This window comes from Aquimarina sp. KJ22-3, from assembly GCF_055808215.1.
Map to the genome: position 1 here is coordinate 1,328,999 of NZ_CM147859.1, position 13,613 is coordinate 1,342,611.

Below are 13,613 nucleotides of genomic sequence, written 5' to 3' on the forward strand. Positions count from 1 at the left end.
ACTAAAAAATGAAAATCGATCCTACCAAAGTAATCGCAGATCCTATACTTGCTAATATAAAAAATAAAACGTTTACTAACAGAAATTTAACAATAGTTTTGAATCTTCCTTGATTGTAAAATTTGCGCATTGCTTTGTAGAGGTAAAATAGAAATAATAAAAGGGTGATACCTATGGCAGAACTGTGTATGATTTGACCAATCAATATGGATATTCCTATTAAAATAAAAAACACGGTTTGTGTATGAAAAGTAAACACCAAATGTTCCATATAGGTATAGGATCTTCTGATATATACAAACCATATGGCAAGGGCAAAGAAAGGCAGAAAGAAAAAGATAATAAAAGGTAATTTGCTAAAGATAAATTCCCATAATTCTATGCCGTAATTGTCGTTTATCTTATTGGTTTTCTTGACTCTGTTGTAAATGTATTTGTTCAATCGATTTTCGTCGTGCTTGAGGTCTGCTAGCGCTTTGAAAGTAGATTTTTCCTCTGTTTTTTCATAATGATCATCGTACATCTGAAACAGTTTGAATGGTCTAGAGAAAAAACCTATACTATCGATTTGAGCTTGTGTGTAATACGCAACTTCTTTGGGTTTGTCATTTGTGAGCGCCTCAAGATTAAGGCTATCGGCTTGCAAAATGGCTGTTTTGATCTTTTCTCTCTCCGAAACAGGAATACCTCTTGTCTCAGAGATTTGTTCTGCGATTCTTTGTTTTACGGAGTCAGGAACATTCATGCCTTCTTCTAATTCTGACAAGGTGGCTTTGGTTTTGGTGACATCTTCTTCAATGCTTGATTTGAATTTATCAAAATCGATAAACAAGCCATTGATGATAAAAAAGATGATCGAAACACTTAAGTAAAATCGAAAAGGATTGGCGTACTTCACCCGTTTTCCATTAATATATTCTTTGGAAATTTTTCCAGGACTAAATAAAAGTGCAATGATAGTATGTCTTAATCTTGAATCATAAGAGAAAATACTAGCAAAAAATTCATTAAAAAAATCTTTGAAGGAGAGTTGTTTTGTGGTGTTTGCCTGGCCACAGCTATGGCAGTATTTATCCACCATATCCAATGGTACTCCGCAGTTTAGACATTCATTTCCTCTATACTTTTTTAGAAATCTCCCCTTATTTTTCATGTAAGAAATGTGTTACTGGGGTCTAAAATAAAGGTTTTATGTTAATTATTTGTTATTTCCCCACTTGATAAGAGGTAAGTATGGTTGTACGAACTTCTAATTGTCCTCTGAAAGAGATCTCGTTTATTTCAAGTACAGATTTTAGTTAGTAATGTTTGCAGAATTACCTATTCCTTTCCCAATGGCTCTATCGTAACGTGTTGCCGGGGCTCTGTAGTAAGGGATAACGATATATTCATTTTCGGTTTCGTCGAAGTTACCGCTTACAAAACCAGGGTCGATACTTCCATCAGGGCGAACTAGTACATATTTGTAGTTGTAAAACCCTTGTTTGAATAACTTCTTTAGAAAATAATAACCACTTTCTTGATCGTATTCCAAACGAGTAGATTCATCCAAAGTGTAGTTATTGAAATTTCCGTAGATATGAAGTTCACCTCCTTCCAAAGGTTCGTAGCATTCTAATGCAAAGTGTATCCAGGCATAATCAGCTTCGACATTATTGTTGTCTGCATTTAGATTACGAACTACAAAATTTCCATTGATATCTGGGTTGTAGGTGTATCGTCGGTTTGCGCGAACTATATCTCGATACAAATAATTGTGGTAAATATCATTGAGTTCAATACGTTCGATATCTGCGGTAGAGGCTCTGATTTCCTTATTGTCGAAAGCCAAAAATTCGTTACCACCCCAAAAAGCAGATTCTTGATCGTATTTGTATACCAAAGAGTTTGCGATGGTGAATTGAGGAATCAAATCAGTAATGGATTGTTTGATATCGTTATTTTGCATCACCAAAGTCTTTACCGTTCTTTTAGGGTCTCTCAGGATTTCTCTGGGAGAATTTATTTCAAATTGAACAGATTGTTTGGTGTTGATAAAGTTGAGGTCACGGGATCTTTTGGTATATACTTTAACTGTGGTTAAGGGTTCGTAGATGATAAATTTTCTAGAGAAAACAACATCTTCATCATCATTGTATATTTCCAGTAGGTAGTTACCACTTACTTTTAAGCCTCTTGTATCCTGATTAGGAATTTCCAAAGTATAATGGCTATACATTTGTAAGGTGTTGAAAGAGTTTTCGTAATTCACGATTCGGATCTCATCAAAGCCATCCATGAACTCGTTTTTATATAACACAGATGGAGTCCAATCAAAATCATAATGTGTGATCCGATAATAGTAATCAGCTTCATCACCATTAACATCATCAAAAGAAATTTGGATCGGATCCCCTAATTTGATGATAGGGATTCCTGCAAATTCTTGGTCCCCAGAAAATTGAATGGTTTTGATGTAATCTGCAGTGGGCGCTTCATCAATCGGAGATTGAGAAATAATGATTTGATGGATCCCAATAAACAGAATGAATAGCGCTAACGCTGGCTTATTTATTTTTAACATTTTGGCTTTGTTCTGGATGTAAATATAACAAAATGTATGCCTAACAGATAAAAGGAGTTTTTGTATATCTTGAAAAGGTTATTTAGAATTATTATAAATAAAATCTTATAACATAACCTGCTTTCACTTACGTGTTTTAATTAGTAAATTTGCACGATTTTTTTAGTTAATTAACATAGACTACAAATATGTCAAAAGACATTCGTATCAGAAAGGGCTTAGACATTAAGCTTGTTGGCGAAGCAGAAAAGAAAACTGTAAACGCTATCAGAAGTAATGTTTACGCAATTAAGCCTGACGATTTTCACGGTATCGTACCAAAAGTTATTGCAAAACAAGGTACAGAAGTTAAGGCCGGCGAACCACTTTTCCACTCTAAATCTAACGAAAATATACTTTTTCCTTCACCAGTAAGTGGAGAGATAGTTGAAATTGTGCGTGGCGCCAAAAGAAAAATCTTAGCCTTTAAGATTTTGGGAGATAAGGAACAAAAATTTGCTGATTTTGGCACCAAAGATGTCAATGCAATGAGCGGCGAGGAAGTAAAAAGCCACTTGTTGTCATCGGGATGTTGGCCATTTATCAAGCAGAGACCTTATGACGTAATTGCAAATCCAGATGTTGCTCCAAAAGCAATTTTTGTGTCTGGTTATGCTACAGCACCTTTGGCTGCAGATTTGGATTATGTTCTAGAAGGAAAGGAAAATGAATTGCAAGTGGCATTAACTGCCTTGAGCAAGTTGACCGAAGGACAAGTACATGTTTCTGTAGGGAAACAAGGTAATTCTTCACTTTCAAACCTTAATAATGTAACACTACATAAAGTGTCTGGTCCACACCCGGCAGGAAACGTAAGTGTGCAAATCGCCAAGATTGATCCTATTAATAAAGGAGAAGTAGTTTGGGTAGTAAATCCACAGGATCTTGTGATCATTGGGGAATTATTACTAACAGGTAAATTTAATGCCGAAAGAACGATAGCTCTTGTGGGATCTTCTGTAAAGAAGCCTCAATATTACAAAACGATTATCGGGACAGAAGTTTCTACAATGGTGTACGATTCTGGAGTTCATGATGAAAGTAACATCAGAGTGATAAGTGGTGATGTTTTAACTGGTGAAAATGTAAAGCCTGATGGATATTTGGGATACTATCACAATACGATCTCAATCATTCCAGAAGGTGATGATTACGAATTTTTTGGTTGGAACAAACCAATTTTCAATAAGATATCTCCATCAAGAGCACTAACATTCTCTTGGTTGTTCCCAAATAAAAAGTATGCACTGAATACTAATACCAATGGTGAGCATAGAGCATTTGTGGTAACAGGAAGTTACGAAAATGTTTTCCCGTTGGATATTTATCCATTACAGTTGTTGAAGGCTTGTATGGTAAATGATTTGGACGCGATGGAACAACTAGGAATGTACGAGGTAGCTCCAGAAGATTTTGCTCTTACGGAGTTCGTATGTGTGTCAAAGCAACCGCACCAACAGATAATTAGAGAAGGATTGGACCTAATGTTAAAAGAAATAGGATAGTGCTATGGGATTAAAAGATAAATTACATAAACTAAAACTTAAATATAAAGGGAAGAAGATGGCCCCCGCATTTAATGCGATCCATACCTTTTTGTATTTGCCTAACGAAACTACCCATTCGGGATCACACGTTCGTGCAGCCGATGATTTGAAACGTACAATGAATACGGTAATCATGTCCTTACTACCATGTTTGATATTTGGGATGTTTAACGCCGGTTATCAGCATCATTTGGCCTTAGGAGAAATTCAAGCAGTTTCTGGGGGATTCTTAAGTGCAGAGTTCTGGACTTTGGATAACCTTATAGTAGGGCTTTGGGAAGTACTTCCTTTGGTTGTGGTATCTTACGGAGTTGGTCTTGCAGTAGAATTCGTTTTTGCTGTGATCAAAGGTCATGAAGTAGAAGAAGGGTACTTGGTTACAGGAATGCTGGTTCCATTAATAGTACCAGTAGATACACCACTTTGGATGTTGGCTGTAGCTGTTGTTTTCGGAGTAGTAATCGGTAAAGAAGTGTTCGGTGGAACAGGAATGAATATTCTTAACCCGGCACTTACGATTAGAGCATTTTTATTCTTTGCGTATCCTACCTGGATGTCTGGAGATAAGGTGTGGGTGCACGGAGCTGTAGAGAGAGCTAATGAAATTGCAGGAGGAGCTCAATTGGATGCTATTTCTGGAGAAACTATTTTAGGTGGTTTGGCGCAAGGGAAAGAGATCCTAGCACAAACTGCATCTCACGGCAAAGAAGTAACATACTCTATCGCTGATGCGTTTTATGGTTTCATTCCGGGATCTGTGGGAGAAACTTCGGCTATCTTAATATTGTTAGGAGGATTATTCTTGATTTTTACCAAAATAGGAAGCTGGAGAATTATGGTGAGTGCTGTTCTTGGAGCACTTATCATGGGACTTATTTTTAATGGAATCACTAATGCAGGATGGATTGCAGAATCAAGTAAGTTCTATGCATTAATGGATCTTGAATTCTGGAAACACCTAATCGTTGGTGGTATTGCGTTTGGTATTGTATTTATGGCAACCGATCCGGTAACCGCTTCGCAAACCAATAAAGGAAAATGGATTTACGGATTCTTAATCGGATTCATTTCAATTTTGATTCGAGTATTCAACCCGGCATATCCAGAAGGAGTATTCTTAGCAATTCTATTAATGAATGTATTTGCTCCTACCATTGATCACTATGTGGTACAAGGTAATGTGAAGAAAAGAATGAAACGTTTAAAACTTAAAACTGCTTAATCATGGCGATTAATACAGATAAAAACTCATATACTATCATATTCGCTGTAGCGATGGTGGTAGTGGTAGGATCTTTATTAGCATTTACCGCGTCTTCTTTGAAAGGGCGAATAGATGCGAATAAAAGAACTGAAAAACAACAAAATATCCTGTTTGCAATGGGAATTGCCGATAGCGAAGATCCTAACGAATTTGTTGCTCCTGAGCAAGCAGAGGATCTTTTCAATCAATATGTTGGAGATAAAGGTCAGTTCATTATTGTAGGTAGTAAAGCTGAGCAAACAACTGACGCTTTCGATATAGAAGTTAAGAAAGAGAATGACAAAGTAAAGCAAGACGCAAATTACGAGCGTAAAATGCCTTTGTTTATCGGTAAAAAGGATGGAGAAGAATTTTATATCGTTCCTTTAAGAGGAAATGGACTTTGGGATGCGATCTGGGGATATGTTTCTTTGGATAAAGAGTTCAAAACTGTAAAAGGAGCTTTCTTTGATCATAAAGGAGAAACACCAGGTCTTGGTGCTAACATTAAAGAAGCTTATTTTAGAGATGATTTTATCGGAGAGAGCATTCTTGACGCTAGTGGAAACTACAAAGGAATTACGGTTAAGAAAGGAAACGGAGATCCTAAGAATCAGGATAAAAAGGATAATGAGGTAGATGCATTGGCAGGAGCTACGATCACTGGTGATGGTGTAACTGCAATGGTGAAGAAAGGAATCAAAATGTATCAACCTTATTTCGAAACTTTAAAAAAATAAGCTATGGCCGAAGTAATAGAAGAAAAAGTTGAAGCGAAAGTAAAGGAGCCAAAAGAGCCTTTGTTTTCAAAAAAGAACAGAAAATTATTAACGGATCCTCTAGCAGATAATAACCCAATTACTATTCAGGTATTAGGGATTTGCTCAGCACTTGCAATTACTGCACAGTTAAAGCCTTCTATAGTAATGGCGATATCTGTAGTGTTTGTTTTGGGAGTAGGTAATGTAGTGATCTCATTGATGAGAAACATTATTCCTTCAAAAATTAGAATTATCGTACAGTTAGTTGTTGTAGCTGCCTTGGTAATTATCGTAGATCAGGTATTAAAAGCCTTTGCGTATACGCTAAGTAAGGAACTTTCGGTATTTATCGGTTTGATTATTACCAACTGTATCATCATGGGACGTTTCGAAGCTTTTGCTTTGGGTAACGGACCTTGGAAATCCTTCTTAGACGGAATCGGAAATGCTGCTGGATACGGAGTGCTATTGATTATTGTAGCGTTCTTTAGAGAGTTACTAGGATCAGGAACTCTTTTTGGAGCCAAAGTTCTAGGAGATCCAATCGAAAAAACAGGATTGTATGCTATCGGATACGAAAATAACGGTTTCATGGTATTAGCCCCAATGGCTTTGATTACTGTAGGAATTATCATTTGGATCCAAAGAAGTAAAAATAAAGCATTAATTGAAGATCATTAAAAGAAAGAAACATGGAATATTTAGAATTATTTTTAAAATCGATCTTTATAGATAATATGGTATTCGCATTCTTTCTTGGGATGTGTTCATACCTTGCAGTATCCAAAAAAGTATCTACAGCAGTAGGACTTGGTGCAGCAGTGATATTCGTATTAGCCATTACAGTGCCATTAAACTTCTTATTAGATAAATATATTCTTAGAGAAGGAGCATTAGTATGGTTAGGCCCAGAATATGCGAGTTATGACTTAAGTTTCTTAACTTTTATTCTATTTATTGCAACAATTGCTACAATGGTACAATTGGTAGAGATTATAGTAGAGAAATTTTCTCCATCGTTGTATAACTCTTTGGGTATTTTCTTACCCTTGATTGCGGTAAACTGTGCCATCCTAGGAGGGTCGTTGTTCATGCAACAAAAAGAGTTTGCAAATATCTCTCAAGCTGCCGTATATGGAATCGGTTCAGGGATCGGATGGTTTTTGGCTATTTTGGCAATTGCTGCTATTCGAGAAAAAATCAGATACTCAAACGTGCCAGCGCCGTTAAGAGGTTTAGGAATTACGTTTATTCTTACTGGGTTAATGGCTATTGGATTTATGAGTTTTGGTGGAATGCTAACAGGTGGAGATGAAGAGGAAAAGCAGGCGCCAAAAGCTGTTCAGGTAGAAGAAGAGAAGACTACAAAAGAAGTAGCCCAAAATACTAATGTTACAATACTTAAATAATATGATATTATTAGCATCAACCGGTGGAACAATAGCTATTACCATTGTTTCCTTTTTGGTCCTTATTCTGGTATTGGTAGGAATTTTATTATTCGCAAAGGATAAATTATTGCCTTCTGGTCCGGTAAAGATTACCATCAATGGTGAAAAAGAGATAGAAGTAGCTTCAGGAGGAACGCTTTTATCGACTTTAGGTAACGAAAAAATATTTTTACCCTCTGCATGTGGAGGTGGAGGTACTTGTATACAATGCGAGTGTCACGTACTAGAAGGTGGTGGAGAAGCACTACCTACAGAAACACCACACTTTTCTCGTAAAGAGTTACAACACGGAGCGAGATTGGCATGTCAGGTAAAAGTAAAGCAAGATATGAATATCCAAATCCCAGAAGAGGTATTTGGTATTAAGAAATGGGAAGCAGAAGTAGTGCGTAACTATAACGTAGCTTCGTTTATCAAAGAGTTCGTTGTACGCATTCCTGAGGATATGAATTATAAAGCAGGTGGGTATATCCAGATTGAAATTCCTCCTTGTGAGATCAAGTATTCTGATATGGATATTACTGCGCACCCAGAAGAGCATGAAACTCCAGACAAATTCCAGGTAGAATGGGACAAGTTTGGATTATGGCCTCTTGTGATGAAAAATACTGAAACTGTGGAACGTGCATATTCTATGGCTTCTTACCCAGCAGAGGGACGTGATATTATGTTGAATGTACGTATCGCTACTCCGCCATGGGATAGAGCAAAAAATGGATGGATGGATGTAAATCCTGGTGTTGCATCTTCTTATATTTTTGCACAAAAGCCTGGAGATAAAGTAACAATTTCTGGTCCTTACGGAGAGTTCTTTATCAATGAGTCTGAAGCAGAAATGCTATATGTAGGAGGTGGAGCAGGTATGGCGCCAATGCGTTCTCACTTATATCACTTATTCAAAACTCTGGAAACAGGACGTAAAGTTACCTATTGGTATGGAGGTCGTTCTAAGCGAGAGCTTTTCTACTTAGATCATTTTTATGACTTGGAAAAGAAGTTTGATAATTTCAAATTCTACTTAGCACTTTCAGAACCTTTGGAAGAAGATAACTGGACAGTGAAAAAAGATATTAATGATGCCGAAGGAGATGGTTTTGTTGGTTTTGTACACAATTGTGTGATTGATAATTACCTGAATCATCATGAAGCTCCAGAAGATATAGAATTGTATTTCTGTGGGCCACCATTAATGAATAAAGCCGTTCAGAAAATGGGTGAAGATTTTGGTATTCCTGATGAGAATATCAGATTCGACGACTTTGGAGGATAAGATTTCTTTCTATATACAATCAAAAACCGATACATTTTGTATCGGTTTTTTTATTTTTGAGAGTATAAGAAGGGAAGTTATGAAGAAATTAGTGGTAGTGTTGATTATTATTGGGGTTATGTTTGTGGTGTTTCAGAACACCTCAAAAGGAAAGATGTTGACGCATCAAGTAAAAGGAGTAGTGACTCATGTGATTTCCAAACCTAGTCTGATTAATGAAGAAGGAGATTCGATCGTAACCAGAGTTTTACTGCCAGAAGGGTATACCAGAGTTACGTATCCCAATGGATCTTTTGAAGAGTACTTACGTAACTATCAGTTGAAACCATATGGTAGTAAAATCATTAATTATGATGAGAGCGAATATTTTGCTCAAAATTGGCATGATGCCATACTTGAGGTGCCAGTTCCTAAAAATGGTTTACAGCAATGCGCAGATGCTTTAATGCGTATTCGATCAGAGTATTTATGGAATAACAATCGCAAAAATGAAATCGGATTTAATTTTACCTCCGGTCATTATTGTTCCTGGAAGAAATATGCCGAAGGATATCGACCAAAAATTAGAGGGAATAAAGTTTCCTTTCATAAAACAGCTGCAGCCAATCATTCTAAATCTAACTTTTATAAATACCTTAATCTCATTTACACCTATGCGGGAACGCTTTCTATGTATCATGAGTTGAAAAAGGTGCCGGTTTCAGAAATAAAAATAGGAGATATGTTGGTTAAACCTGGATCACCGGGACATATTGAAATTATTGTTGATGAAATAAAGAATGAGAACGGAGAGAAAATGTATTTGCTTGCTCAAGGAAATACTCCTGCACAAAGTGTATGTTTACTTAAAAATTTTGAAGAACCAGAGACTTCTCCCTGGTACAAATTTGAAGCCGAAAAGCCAGTGTATACCCCTAGTTACTATTTTGATGAAGCTAAGTTTGTAAGGTTTAAATAAATCACGAATTACCTCTGAAAAATTCATCATTTTGATTGTATCTTTGCAGCGTAATGGCAAGGATTTTAACAAGACAAGAACTACACAATCTGGCAATGAATATTGTTGGAGAAGAATTAGAGAAAAAGGGCTACGAATTTATAGCAATCAACAGTCAATTAGGGAAACACCCACAATTTGTTTGTATAGATCAATCAAATCAACGGTATTTTGTGATCGTGAAGGCAATAGCATATCCTGATAATCCTCATAATTATGATATGATTTGGATGGAATCCTTCAAGAAGCATGCGAGAGAACAAGAGGCAAAAGTGTTTTATGCCGGAGTAGGATTGCAAAATGCAGAAAATCCAAATAAACCTGTTCAGCTTAATGAAGAGTATATTTTAGAATATGCCGGGTTACAAACCATCGAAACTCATCTGAATTAATCATTATGATACAAAGACTATTGGTATTGTTTCTCTTTTTTGCAGTGGTAGCTTGTAAAAAAGAACCGACTTTGCATTTGAATTATCAAAATGGAGAGGCTTTTGGAACTTCTTTTTCTGTACAGTATATCAGCAATGAAAAATCAGATTTTTCATCTTCATACGATAGTCTGATTAAAGTAATCAATAGATCAATGTCTACCTACATGGATGATTCTGATATCTCTAAAATTAATAAAGGAGATACAACAGTCGTTGTGGATGACCATTTTAAGAAGGTGTTTGTAGCTTCAAAACAAATATACGGCCAAACTCAAGGTGCTTTTGATCCAACTATTGGTGTATTGGTAAATGCATGGGACTTTGGGCCAGAGGGTAAAATTGTTGGGTTGGATAGCCTTAAAATTGATAGCTTGTTGCAAACTGTAGGGGTGCAAAAAGTTGTGCTAAAAGGGGATAAGATGGTAAAAGAACATCCTAATACGTTTATAGATTTCAACGCACTTGCCAAAGGATATGCGGTAGATGTATTTGCCGAGTTTTTAGAAAGTAAAGGTCAAGATAATTACTTGGTAGAAATTGGAGGTGAAATTCGAGGCAAAGGCAGTAATTTGATCAAGCAAAAACCATGGAAAATTGGTGTTGAAGATCCAAACTTTGATCAGACTCAATCCTATAGCAAGGTAATTTCTTTAGAGGACGGAGCGATGGCTACTTCTGGGAGTTACCGCAAATTTAAAGTAGATGAGAATGGTAATCGTTATGCGCATATTATTGATACAAAAACTGGTTACCCTCACAAATCAAATGTATTAAGTGTATCAGTGATCACGACAAATTGTATGTATGCCGATGCGTATGCTACTGCGTTAATGACTATGGGGTTAGAACGGGCAAAAGAGTTTCTTACCACTCATCCAGAGCTAAAAGTGTATTTTATTTATGAAGATTCCGATAAGGAGTTAAAAACACTAGCCGTGAATGGATTTCCTGAAAGCTAATGTTTGTAACAAACAGGAAGGATTTCACCTTTGGCCAGGCAATATTTGATGACTTCCTCATCAGATAGTACAGAAGTGTAATCCACTTCGTCTACCTTAAATCCAATAGTTCTTAATTTTTCAAAATAGTCCCGACCATATACACGTACGTGATCGTATTGTCCAAAAATTTCGGCTCTTTTCTTAGGATCTGTAATGCTATCATCTTCAAAAGTAGTCTCTCGATTTAGATCCTGTGGAATTTGCAATATAGCCATACCACCAGGTCTCAAGACACGATATAGCTCTTGCATGGCTCTGGTGTCATCGGGGATATGTTCTAAGACGTGATTACAGAAAATAACATCATATTGGTCATCATCAAATGGCAGGTTACATATATCCGCCTTTACATCCGCCAAAGGAGACAGTAAATCTGTAGTTGTATAGTCTAAATGCGATAACTTTCTGAATCGCTTATAGAAGGCTTGCTCAGGAGCAAAATGCAATATTTTGGCTGGTGCAGAAAAGAAATTGGTCTCTTTTTGTAAATACAGCCATAGCAAACGATGACGTTCTAATGATAGCGTAGAAGGCGATAAAACATTTTCTCTTTGTTTTCCATATCCATAAGGGAGAAACTTAGAGAAACTCTTCCCATCTATTGGGTCTGTATAGGTTTTTCCGCGTAGTAAAAAAGAGACTATCGGTCGAACCCAATAACTTAGCCTGATAAGGATAGGTCTAGGAATTGTATTAAGAATAAATTTAAAAAGCCTTTTCATGAACTAGGACTGGATCACAAATACCTATACCGCTAATAATTCTTGTCGGAATGCATCTTCTTCATCAGATTCAATACCTAAAGCTTGATAAATGTATTTGAAGGTAGAAAGAATCTCTGGTTTACCGTCTATAATAGCCACATCATGCTCAAAATGTGCGCTAGGCTTACCATCTGCCGTAAGGATGGTCCATCCGTCACGCAATTGCTTGATGCGATGTGTTCCCATATTGGTCATCGGTTCCATAGCGACTACCATTCCCTCGACAAACTTTTTTCCTCTTCCACGTCTGCCGTAGTTAGGCATTTCTGGATCTTCATGCATTTTACGACCAATACCGTGCCCTACCAATTCTCTTACTACACCGTATCCTGCATCTTCTGTGAATTTTTGGATGGCATATCCAACATCACCCACACGATTTCCTACTTTGAATTCGGCAATACCAACATACAAAGATTCTTTGGTGATGCGTAGCAAACGGGCTACATCTTCAGAAACTTCACCAACAGGAAAGGTATATGCATGATCACCGTAAAAATCATTTTTGATAGCTCCACAATCTATAGAAATGATATCTCCTTCTTTAAGAGGTGTATCATTAGGGATACCATGAACAACTTGTGCGTTAGGACTCATGCATAAGGTATTCGGAAAGTCATAAAGCCCTAGAAACCCTGGTATGGCACCATGATCTCTGATAAATTCTTCAGCTAATTTGTCCAAATGTAATGTAGTAACACCTGGTTTCACCTCAGAGGCTAACATGCCCAACGTTTTGGAAACGATCAAAGCGCTCTCACGCATTAGTTCTATTTCTTCTCTTGTTTTGGTAATGATCATAGGTCGTAAAATTCCATATTAAAAGCAGGCAAATTTACGAAGAATATTGGGATCAATTAAAATTGACGCTATTTTTAATCCTCGTACGAGTGTTTATATCCTTGACCTGATAAAATAACCAGCATATCTTTTTCCAAACTTTCTCTGGCAAACTCCACATAACGTCCAACTTCTTTGCCTTCTTTGTAAAAAATGAAAGTAGGGACTCTTTGTATGTTTAATCCTTTTTCAAATCCTTCTGTAGTTTCTTTTGAACGAGATACTGTAATTAACTCAAAATTATTGTAATCAAATTTTGCTTCATCCAGGATTTTGTAAAAGGCTGGTGTTTCTCTTTTGCTGTCACTACACCAAGTCCCCATAAAAGCTTTTACAGAGATATCTTTAAGATACGGAGAAATTTTGGCAGTGGTTTCGGTATCCACTGTATACTCTTCATAATTTGTAGTAAACCAGGATGCAAAGGGTTGTTGCTCAAGAGCTGCTCGTTGATGTTTCCCTACCAGCATATCTGGTTTCGTTTCAGAACTATCAGATGCTTGTGATTGGTTTTCTGAACGACCAGAGGTGTTTACAGCTATAGATGCACTAATGCACGAATTAAGAACGATAATACTTAATAATAAGCGTATAATTTTCATTGTAAATAATAATAATTCAGTACGCGAAGATACCATAAACCCTTAGCTCAATAGTATATCTTAATGCTAGTTTAGCAAAATCAAAAAAACGATACCTATAA

General features: G+C 36.6%; 14 protein-coding genes. 9 read left to right on the forward strand and 5 right to left on the reverse strand.

Annotated features, from left to right (window positions below):
* Position 1: 1 nt before the first annotated feature.
* Together AC0L3Q_RS05820 and AC0L3Q_RS05825 are read right to left on the reverse strand one after the other, a co-directional pair.
* Positions 2 to 1,153 (reverse strand): DUF3667 domain-containing protein, encoded by a 1,152-nt coding sequence (locus tag AC0L3Q_RS05820; RefSeq protein WP_473285717.1) that lies wholly within the window; start codon positions 1,151 to 1,153, stop codon positions 2 to 4.
* A gap of 141 nt (positions 1,154 to 1,294) precedes the next feature.
* Positions 1,295 to 2,563 (reverse strand): type IX secretion system plug protein, encoded by a 1,269-nt coding sequence (locus tag AC0L3Q_RS05825; RefSeq protein WP_473285718.1) that lies wholly within the window; start codon positions 2,561 to 2,563, stop codon positions 1,295 to 1,297.
* Between the two features lie 188 nt (positions 2,564 to 2,751).
* Here AC0L3Q_RS05825 and AC0L3Q_RS05830 point away from each other — a divergent pair, with 188 nt between their 5' ends.
* The 9 genes from AC0L3Q_RS05830 to AC0L3Q_RS05870 all read left to right on the forward strand — a co-directional run bounded on the left by AC0L3Q_RS05830 (position 2,752) and on the right by AC0L3Q_RS05870 (position 11,264).
* Positions 2,752 to 4,107 carry a Na(+)-translocating NADH-quinone reductase subunit A gene (locus AC0L3Q_RS05830; protein ID WP_473285719.1) on the forward strand — a complete coding sequence of 452 codons (1,356 nt, stop codon included), beginning with the start codon at positions 2,752 to 2,754 and terminating at the stop codon, positions 4,105 to 4,107.
* Positions 4,108 to 4,111: 4 nt separating this feature from the next.
* Positions 4,112 to 5,371, forward strand: a complete 1,260-nt coding sequence (locus AC0L3Q_RS05835; RefSeq protein WP_073321587.1) for an NADH:ubiquinone reductase (Na(+)-transporting) subunit B — start codon at positions 4,112 to 4,114, stop codon at positions 5,369 to 5,371.
* Positions 5,372 to 5,373: 2 nt separating this feature from the next.
* A complete protein-coding gene (locus AC0L3Q_RS05840) occupies positions 5,374 to 6,132 on the forward strand; it encodes a Na(+)-translocating NADH-quinone reductase subunit C (RefSeq protein WP_473285720.1) in 759 nt (252 codons plus the stop codon).
* A 3-nt stretch (positions 6,133 to 6,135) separates the two neighbouring features.
* Positions 6,136 to 6,834, forward strand: a complete 699-nt coding sequence (locus AC0L3Q_RS05845) for an NADH:ubiquinone reductase (Na(+)-transporting) subunit D (RefSeq protein WP_073321593.1) — start codon at positions 6,136 to 6,138, stop codon at positions 6,832 to 6,834.
* Between the two features lie 11 nt (positions 6,835 to 6,845).
* Positions 6,846 to 7,562, forward strand: a complete 717-nt coding sequence (gene nqrE / locus AC0L3Q_RS05850; protein ID WP_073321595.1) for an NADH:ubiquinone reductase (Na(+)-transporting) subunit E — start codon at positions 6,846 to 6,848, stop codon at positions 7,560 to 7,562.
* Between the two features lies 1 nt (position 7,563).
* Positions 7,564 to 8,874, forward strand: a complete 1,311-nt coding sequence (gene nqrF / locus AC0L3Q_RS05855; protein WP_473285721.1) for an NADH:ubiquinone reductase (Na(+)-transporting) subunit F — start codon at positions 7,564 to 7,566, stop codon at positions 8,872 to 8,874.
* 79 nt (positions 8,875 to 8,953) lie between these two features.
* On the forward strand, positions 8,954 to 9,832 hold the full coding sequence (locus AC0L3Q_RS05860) for a DUF4846 domain-containing protein (protein ID WP_473285722.1): 879 nt from the start codon (positions 8,954 to 8,956) through the stop codon (positions 9,830 to 9,832).
* Between the two features lie 53 nt (positions 9,833 to 9,885).
* Positions 9,886 to 10,263, forward strand: a complete 378-nt coding sequence (locus AC0L3Q_RS05865; RefSeq protein WP_473285723.1) for a Na(+)-translocating NADH-quinone reductase subunit F — start codon at positions 9,886 to 9,888, stop codon at positions 10,261 to 10,263.
* Positions 10,264 to 10,268: 5 nt separating this feature from the next.
* Positions 10,269 to 11,264, forward strand: coding sequence for an FAD:protein FMN transferase (locus AC0L3Q_RS05870; protein ID WP_473285724.1), 996 nt, complete (start codon positions 10,269 to 10,271; stop codon positions 11,262 to 11,264).
* Here the strand turns inward: AC0L3Q_RS05870 and AC0L3Q_RS05875 are convergent.
* The 3 genes from AC0L3Q_RS05875 to AC0L3Q_RS05885 all read right to left on the reverse strand — a co-directional run bounded on the left by AC0L3Q_RS05875 (position 11,261) and on the right by AC0L3Q_RS05885 (position 13,512).
* Positions 11,261 to 12,028 (reverse strand): methyltransferase domain-containing protein, encoded by a 768-nt coding sequence (locus tag AC0L3Q_RS05875; protein WP_473285725.1) that lies wholly within the window; start codon positions 12,026 to 12,028, stop codon positions 11,261 to 11,263. The genes AC0L3Q_RS05870 and AC0L3Q_RS05875 overlap by 4 nt on opposite strands.
* A 24-nt stretch (positions 12,029 to 12,052) precedes the next feature.
* Positions 12,053 to 12,871, reverse strand: coding sequence for a type I methionyl aminopeptidase (gene map / locus AC0L3Q_RS05880; RefSeq protein ID WP_473285726.1), 819 nt, complete (start codon positions 12,869 to 12,871; stop codon positions 12,053 to 12,055).
* A 74-nt stretch (positions 12,872 to 12,945) separates the two neighbouring features.
* Positions 12,946 to 13,512, reverse strand: a complete 567-nt coding sequence (locus AC0L3Q_RS05885) for a thioredoxin family protein (RefSeq protein WP_473285727.1) — start codon at positions 13,510 to 13,512, stop codon at positions 12,946 to 12,948.
* Positions 13,513 to 13,613 lie beyond the last annotated feature (101 nt).